This window comes from Brachybacterium sp. SYSU DS0246 (genome assembly GCF_059391765.1).
Genome location: NZ_JBZXYT010000031.1, coordinates 38,006 through 44,870, shown reverse-complemented (window position 1 = coordinate 44,870; position 6,865 = coordinate 38,006). Strand labels below are relative to the sequence as shown.

6 protein-coding genes are annotated in these 6,865 nt (G+C 70.0%); 4 read left to right on the top strand and 2 right to left on the bottom strand.

The features are described from left to right. The 4 genes from AC5020_RS14155 to AC5020_RS14140 all read left to right on the top strand — a co-directional run. Positions 1–218 (top strand): fumarylacetoacetate hydrolase family protein (locus AC5020_RS14155; protein ID WP_464988741.1); only part of this gene is annotated, 218 nt, incomplete at its 5' end. A gap of 467 nt (positions 219–685) precedes the next feature. Further along, complete coding sequence (locus AC5020_RS14150; protein ID WP_464988740.1) at positions 686–1,657, top strand: 3-hydroxyacyl-CoA dehydrogenase family protein; 972 nt, start codon at positions 686–688, stop codon at positions 1,655–1,657. Positions 1,658–1,832: 175 nt separating this feature from the next. Beyond that, positions 1,833–3,233 carry a GntP family permease gene (locus AC5020_RS14145; protein ID WP_464988739.1) on the top strand — a complete coding sequence of 467 codons (1,401 nt, stop codon included), beginning with the start codon at positions 1,833–1,835 and terminating at the stop codon, positions 3,231–3,233. Positions 3,234–3,257: 24 nt separating this feature from the next. Beyond that, positions 3,258–4,613: a four-carbon acid sugar kinase family protein gene (locus tag AC5020_RS14140; protein WP_464988738.1), complete on the top strand. Its 1,356-nt coding sequence runs from the start codon at positions 3,258–3,260 to the stop codon at positions 4,611–4,613. A 186-nt stretch (positions 4,614–4,799) separates the two neighbouring features. Here AC5020_RS14140 and AC5020_RS14135 read toward each other — a convergent pair whose 3' ends face one another. Both AC5020_RS14135 and AC5020_RS14130 read right to left on the bottom strand, forming a co-directional pair. Then, positions 4,800–5,972 carry a Gfo/Idh/MocA family protein gene (locus AC5020_RS14135; RefSeq protein ID WP_464988737.1) on the bottom strand — a complete coding sequence of 391 codons (1,173 nt, stop codon included), beginning with the start codon at positions 5,970–5,972 and terminating at the stop codon, positions 4,800–4,802. A 21-nt stretch (positions 5,973–5,993) separates the two neighbouring features. Further along, positions 5,994–6,863, bottom strand: coding sequence for a sugar phosphate isomerase/epimerase family protein (locus AC5020_RS14130; protein ID WP_464988736.1), 870 nt, complete (start codon positions 6,861–6,863; stop codon positions 5,994–5,996). Positions 6,864–6,865: the final 2 nt, after the last annotated feature.

The window sequence follows — 6,865 nt, the reverse complement described above, 5'->3', positions numbered from 1 at the left end:
AGGACTCCACCACGGCCGACATGATCTTCACCGTCGCGCAGCTGGTTCATCACCTGTCGCAGTACATGGTGCTCTCGCCCGGGGACCTCATCAACACCGGCACCCCGCAGGGGGTGGCGATGTCGGGGCGGTTCCCGTACCTCGTTGACGGCGACGTGGTCGAGTTGGGCATCGAGGGCCTGGGGGAGCAGCGTCAGAGGTTCGTCGCGCGGCGTTGAGCCGGATTCGACGGGCAGCGCCGCCTGTGAGGCCTGGCCGGTCTGCATCGCCCGGTCAGGCTGGGCCGGCCAGCACCGGTGCCGCCGCCCGTGTCCACGAAGGGGACGCCAGTCGAGTCTGCCCTGCCATATGCGGGGCAGACTCGACGGGCGTCCCTTTCGTGGTCAATAGAGCCCGTACGTGGGGTGGCTTCGGTGGGTGGTCGCTTGTTGGCTATATCCAGGCCGGACTCGACCGGCGTCGCCCCTCGTGCGGGACGTCCGGGAGCCGGGCGCGAGCACGGGACGAGCGACCGAGTGACACTGGTACTGTGTGCCCGGCCACCATGGTGGCCAATATCCAATAGGATCGCTATTCTCAAGGCAACACCACGTACTCGGGCTCGGCGGGACCAGGGCCCTGGGGCGTGGCGGCATCGGCGCCCTCCTCCGTGACGGGCGCACAGCTCGGACGAAGGAGTTCCCTCATGACCATCTCCACCGTGACCATCGTCGGCGCGGGCTACATGGGCGGCGGTATCGCCCAGGTCCTCGCCATCGCCGGCTTCGACGTGACCATCGCCGACGTCAGCATCGACAACGCGAACGCCTCCCTCGAGCGCCTGCAGAAGGAAGCGCGCGACTTCGAGGACCAGGGCCTGTACTCCGCGGGAAGCGCCGACCTCGTCGCCCGGAACATCACCGCCGGCAAGACCATCGAGGAAGCCGTCGCCGACGTCGACTTCATCGAGGAGGCCGTCTTCGAGCGCATCGACGTCAAGCGCGACGTGCTCGCGAAGATCTCCGAGCACGCCCGCCCCGACGCGATCATCGGCACCAACACCTCGACCATCCCGGTCAAGGAGCTCGAGAGCGCCGTGACGAACCCCGAGCGGTTCCTCACCGTCCACTTCTCCAACCCCGCGCCGTTCATTCCCGGCGTGGAGCTGGTGGCCGGCAAGGCGACCACCCCCGAGACGGTCGCCGCGGTCAAGGAGCTGCTGGCGAAGTCCGGCAACGAGGGCGCCCAGGTCGCCGACACCCCCGGCATGGTGCTCAACCGCCTCCAGTACGCCCTGCTGAAGGAGGCCACGTCCGTCGTCGAGGAGGGCGTGGCCACCGCCGAGGACGTCGACACGATCGTGCGCACCACCTTCGGGTTCCGGCTCGGCTTCTTCGGGCCCTTCGCGATCGCCGACCAGGCCGGCCTGGACGTGTACGCCAACTGCTTCGTGACCTTCGAGGACGCCTTCGGTGAGCGCCTGTCCACGCCGCAGATCCTCACCGACTCCGTCGCCGAGGACCGCAAGGGCGTCAAGAACGGCAAGGGCCTGCTCGGCGACTACGACGAGAAGACCCGCGAGGAGCTCATCGCGTACCGCAACAAGGCCTACGCGAAGATGTCGCAGCTGCTGGCCGAGCTGGGCCCGGCCCCGCAGCCGACGCCGAAGGCCGACTGACACCGGCTCGACCGCTTCATCCCACCTACCTGAATCTGGCGGACTCCTCCCGTCGGCCGGGCATCGCCGCCCGGGCCTGAGCACAGCGCTCGGGACCCGAGCTCGCGCCCGGGTCCCGAGCGCTACTGCGTGAGGGGGCCGACGGGGTGACCCGCCCCGTTCTCTGGAGAATCCCGTGGAAGATCTCGTCCTCGCGGAGCGGCCTGTGTGGCTGCTCCTGGCGATCGCCGTCGTGGCGATCGCCGTCCTGCTCGTCCTCATCATCAAGGTGAGGCTGCATGCCTTCTTCTCGCTGCTGATCATCGCGGTGGCCACCGGCCTCGCCGCCGGCATCAGTGTCGGCGACGTCATCGACGTGGTGATCGAAGGGTTCAGCTCCACGGTCGGCACCGTGGCCCTGCTGGTCGGTTTCGGTGCCGTGCTGGGCAGACTGATCGAAATCACCGGCGGCGCCCAGGTGCTGGCCGACAAGATGCTCGACACCTTCGGGGAGAAGCGGGCCCCGCTCGCGCTCGCCGTGGCCTCGCTGTTCTACGCCTTCCCGATCTTCCTCGACGCCGGCTTCATCGTGATGCTGCCGGTGATCTACACGGTGGCGCGCCGCCTGGGCGGCTCGTTCATGCTCTACGTGCTGCCCTCGATCGCGTCGTTCATGATGATGCACGCCCTGCTGCCCCCGCACCCGGGGCCGACGGCCGCGGCCACCGTGATGGGCGCCGACATCGGCCTGGTCGTCCTGGTGGGCCTTCTGATCGGTCTGCCCACCTGGTACTTCGGCGGTTACCTCGTGGCCCGCGCCATCGCCAAGCGGTTCCCGAACACCCCGGTCCCCGCTCTGCTCGGTGACCCCCGTGACGTGCCGAAGGAGGAGCGTCCGGCGTTCGGCTCGATCCTGCTGGTGCTCCTGCTGCCGCTGGTGCTGATCTTCTTCAACACCGCCTTCTCGACGCTGAACGAGCAGGGCACCGTCGGCGAGGGGAACTTCGGCTTCCAGCTCTCCCGCCTGATCGGGGCGACCCCCGTGGCGCTGGCGCTGTCCGCGCTGCTGGCGATGCTGCTGCTGTACGTGATCCCGCGGCGCCGCCGTGGCGAGCAGATCGGCGGCCTGCTGGAGGATCTGGTGGACGATGCCCTGGCACCCGTCTGCTCGATCATCCTGATCACCGGCGCCGGCGGTGCGTTCGGCGAGATCCTCACCCAGACCGGGATCGGCGGGGAGGTCGCCGAAGGGCTCGACACGCTGGGCCTGCCGCTGATCGTCGCCGCGTACATGGTCACCATGGCGATGCGCGTGGCGCAGGGATCGGCGACCGTCGCCGCCACCACCGGTGCCTCGATCATGGCCCCGGCGATCACGGCCGGTGACTTCGGCTCCGTCGGCGTGGCCGCCGTGATCATCGCGATCGGCGCCGCCTCCATCGGCTGGTCGCACGTGAACGACTCCGGCTTCTGGCTCATCGGCCGATTCTGCGGCTTCGATACCGTGACTACGTTCAAGACCTGGTCCGTGGTCGGCACGACCATCTCCCTGGTGGCCTTCGCGCTCTCCAGCGTGGTGTTCGTGATCGCCGCCTGACGGTCACTGCCTGAGGAGGTCCTCGTGTCCGAGAGCACCGATCGTCGACTGCTGGTCCTCGACGACGACCCCACCGGGTCGCAGTGCGTCGCCGGCGTGGACGTCGCCTTCGATCTCGACCCCGAGATCCCCGTCGGCGTCCTCGCACAGCCCGGCTCGGCCTGTTTCGTGCTGACCAACACCCGGGCGCTCGACGAGGCGGAGGCGGTCGCGCTGAACCGGCGAGTTCTGGCCGGAGTGCTGGAGTCGCCGGTCGCGCGCCATGGTCTGCATGTGGTCTCCCGCTCGGACTCGACGCTGCGCGGGCACGTGATCGCCGAGCCGGCCGCGATCGCCGATGAGCTCGCTGCCCACGGCGTGGATGTCGACGCGATCCTGTTCGTGCCGGCGATGCTCGAAGCCGGTCGGTACACCGAGGACGACGTGCACTACGCGGTCGTCGGCGGCGAGGCGAAGCCTGTGGAGGACACCGACTTCGCCCGCGACGCGACGTTCGGGTACACCCACTCCGACCTGCGCGAATTCCTCGAGGAGCGCTCCGGGGGAGCGGTGCGGGCGGCCGACGTGCTCTCGATCGGGCTCGAGGACATCCGCTCCGGTGGCGCGGACCGTGTGCACGAGATCCTTGCCGCTGCCCGTGGCCGCCGTTGGGTCGTCGTCAACGCCACCGAGTACTCCGACATGGAGGTCGTGGCTGAGGCCGTGGGCCGGATGGAGGCGGAGGGCAGGACCGTGATCACGCGGTGCGGGCCCTCCTTCGTCCGACCGCTGGCCGGCCAATCCGGTGCGAGAGTGGTCGAGCCGAGCTCCATCACGATCCCCGAGGGGCGCCTCGACCATGGTCTGGTCGTCGTCGGCTCCCATGTGGGCCTGACGACGACCCAGCTGCGCGCTGCTCAGCAGCGCGGCACCCTCGTCGAGGTCGAGCTGGAGGTGCCCTCCCTGCTGGACGAGCGCCGCGACCAGCACCTCGCCGACGTCACCGCCCGGGTGCGAGAGACCCTGCGGGCACAGGACTGCGTGCTCTACACCAGCCGTGACCTGGTGCGCACCGATGATCCCGCCGAGTCCCTCGCCATCGCCCGCAGCGTCTCCGAGGCCGTGGTCGAGGTGGTCCGCCGCGTGCGCGAGGCTCGACCCGCCTGGGTGGTCGCGAAGGGCGGCATCACCTCCCACGAGGTCGCCGCCTCCGGACTGGGCATCCGCCGCGCCGAGGTGGTGGGCCAGTTCTGGCCCGGCCAGGTCTCCCTGCTGGCCGCACAGGAAGCGCCCGATGAGGTCATGGGCATGCCCTACGTCGTCTTCCCCGGCAATGTGGGCGGCGAGCAGGGCCTCGCCGAGGTGGTCGAGCGGCTGAGCGCCGCGGTTGCGAGCGGCTGAGCGCGGCGGTCGCGAGGGGCTGAGCCGTCGGCCCCGGGGATGACACGGCCCGTCCTGGCAATCGTCCGGTGGCGGTATGCCCGAGTACTGGCGACATAGCGGGTACCGATCGCTATTTGCGAACGGCACCCGCTATGTCGCCAGTAGACGACGACCGTGCATCGGAGACGGGCTTCGCCGGAGGGATCACACGCCCGGCACGCCCACCCACGCCCGCTCGGCCGCCGAGCGCACGATCGCCTCGCACACCTCGGCGGCGTGCACGCCGTCGGCTGCTGACGGGGCCAGAGCCGTGCCGTGGACGATGTCGGAGAGAAAGCGCGCCGCCTCGATCGCCTTGAGGTCGTCGAAGCTCAGCGGGATCCCCGGGCCGGGCTGAAAACGGGCGTACTCGCCGTGGCCGGCGCCGGTGAGCACCGTGGTGTAGCCGTGCTCGAGGCCGCCGTCGCCGATCATCACCTCGAACTCGTTCATCCGGGTGAACGACCAGCGGGCGGAGCCCTCGGTGCCGTACAGCTCCAGGGCGTAGTCGCTGCGGTGGCCGCGGGCCACGCGGGAGGACTCGAGCGTGGCGTGGGCACCGCCGGACAGCCTCGCCAGTGCTGCCACCCAGTCCTCGTTGCCCACCGGACCGCGCTCCTCGCCGATCTCCATGCCGCCGTGGCCCACGCCTGCGGAGGTCGGGATCGACCGTTCGGGGATGAACACGTCGGTCATGGCGCTGACCTCGGTGATCTGCTGGCCGGTGACGTAGCGGACCAGGTCGGCCCCGTGGGAGAGCAGGTCCCCGATCACGCCCGCCCCGGCCTTGTCGCGGTCGTAGCGCCAGGTCAGCGGCCCGTCGGGTGAGGAGGCGTAGTCGGCGTACAGCCAGCAGCGCACGTTCGTCACTCGCCCCAGCCGGCCGGAGCCGACCAGCTCGCGCAGGTGCGCGATCGCGGGCGCGTGGCGGTAGTTGAAGCCGACGGCGGTGGCGACCCCGGCGTCGTCGGCCGCCTCGCGGATCTCGCGGGACTGCGCCGCAGAGACGCCCATCGGCTTCTCGATCCAGAACGGCTTCCCCGCCCGGGCGGCGGCGAGGGCGAGGTCGCGGTGGAGGAAGTTCGGCGAGCAGATCGAGACCGCCTCGACGTCGGGGTCGGCGAGGACTCCGTCGATGCCCTCGACCGCCCGCTCGAACCCCAGCTGCTCCATAGCCGCCTGCTGGTTGGTCGGAAGCGGGTCGGCCGCCGCGACCAGGCGGGGCCGTACGCCGAGCTCGGGGAAGCGGGCGGCGATGCGCTGGTAGGACGTGGCGTGCAGGCGACCCATCCAGCCGAGGCCCACGACGCCGACGCCGATCTCGCGCGGGGTGCTCATGCGTCGATCATTCCCCACCGATCACTCCCCGCCGAGCTCTGCGAGGATCCGCTCGCGCATGCGCACGTTGATCTCGTCGGCGTGCTCCTCCCAGCCGAAGACGCACACCGTCACCGGTCCGTCGTACTCGCGCTCGCGGAGGTAGGCGAAGGCGGCGTCCCAGTCGATCTCGCCGTGGCCGATCTCGTTGTGCTGGTGGATGCGGGCGTCGGCCCCGGGCGGGTTCATGATGTACCGGTTGCCCACGTTCGCCGTGTGGTCGAAGACGTCGGCGATGTGAAGGTGTGCCAGGCGCTGACCGGCGTAGTCCATCATCTCGCGCGGGCCCCGGGCGCCGCGGCCCAGGTGGAAGGCGTGCGGGAAGCAGAACTCGTAGTTCAGCCAGTCGCGGTCCACGCCGCGGATGATCTGCACGGCCCGGTCGTTGTCCTCGACGAAGTCGTAGGGGTGCGCCTCGATCGTGCACTCGATCCCGTACTGCTCGAACACCGGGACCAGCTCCTCCATGGACCGGTAGAACTGGTTCTCGCTGCGGCGCGGCTCGTTCGGGTCCCCCGAGAACTCGGTCGCGATCAGCGGCACCTCGAGGGCGTCGGCGATCTCCAGCAGCCGCCGCCAGTTGCGCACCTGCGCCTGTCGCTCCTGCTCATCGGTCGCCGCCCAGTCGAAGACGGGGTTCAGCGCGTGGATCCGCACCCCGGTCTCCGCCATCGCCTGCCTGACCTCGGCGATCTGGTGACGATCGACCTTGGGGTAGTGGTGCCACTCGTGGAAGTCGGCTCGCGGGGACAGCTCGAGGTAGCGGTAGCCGAGCTCGGCCGCCTTGTGCAGCTCCCCGGCGACCGACAGCTGCGGGTGGTACATGCTCGGATCCAGCAGCACCTTCACCATGG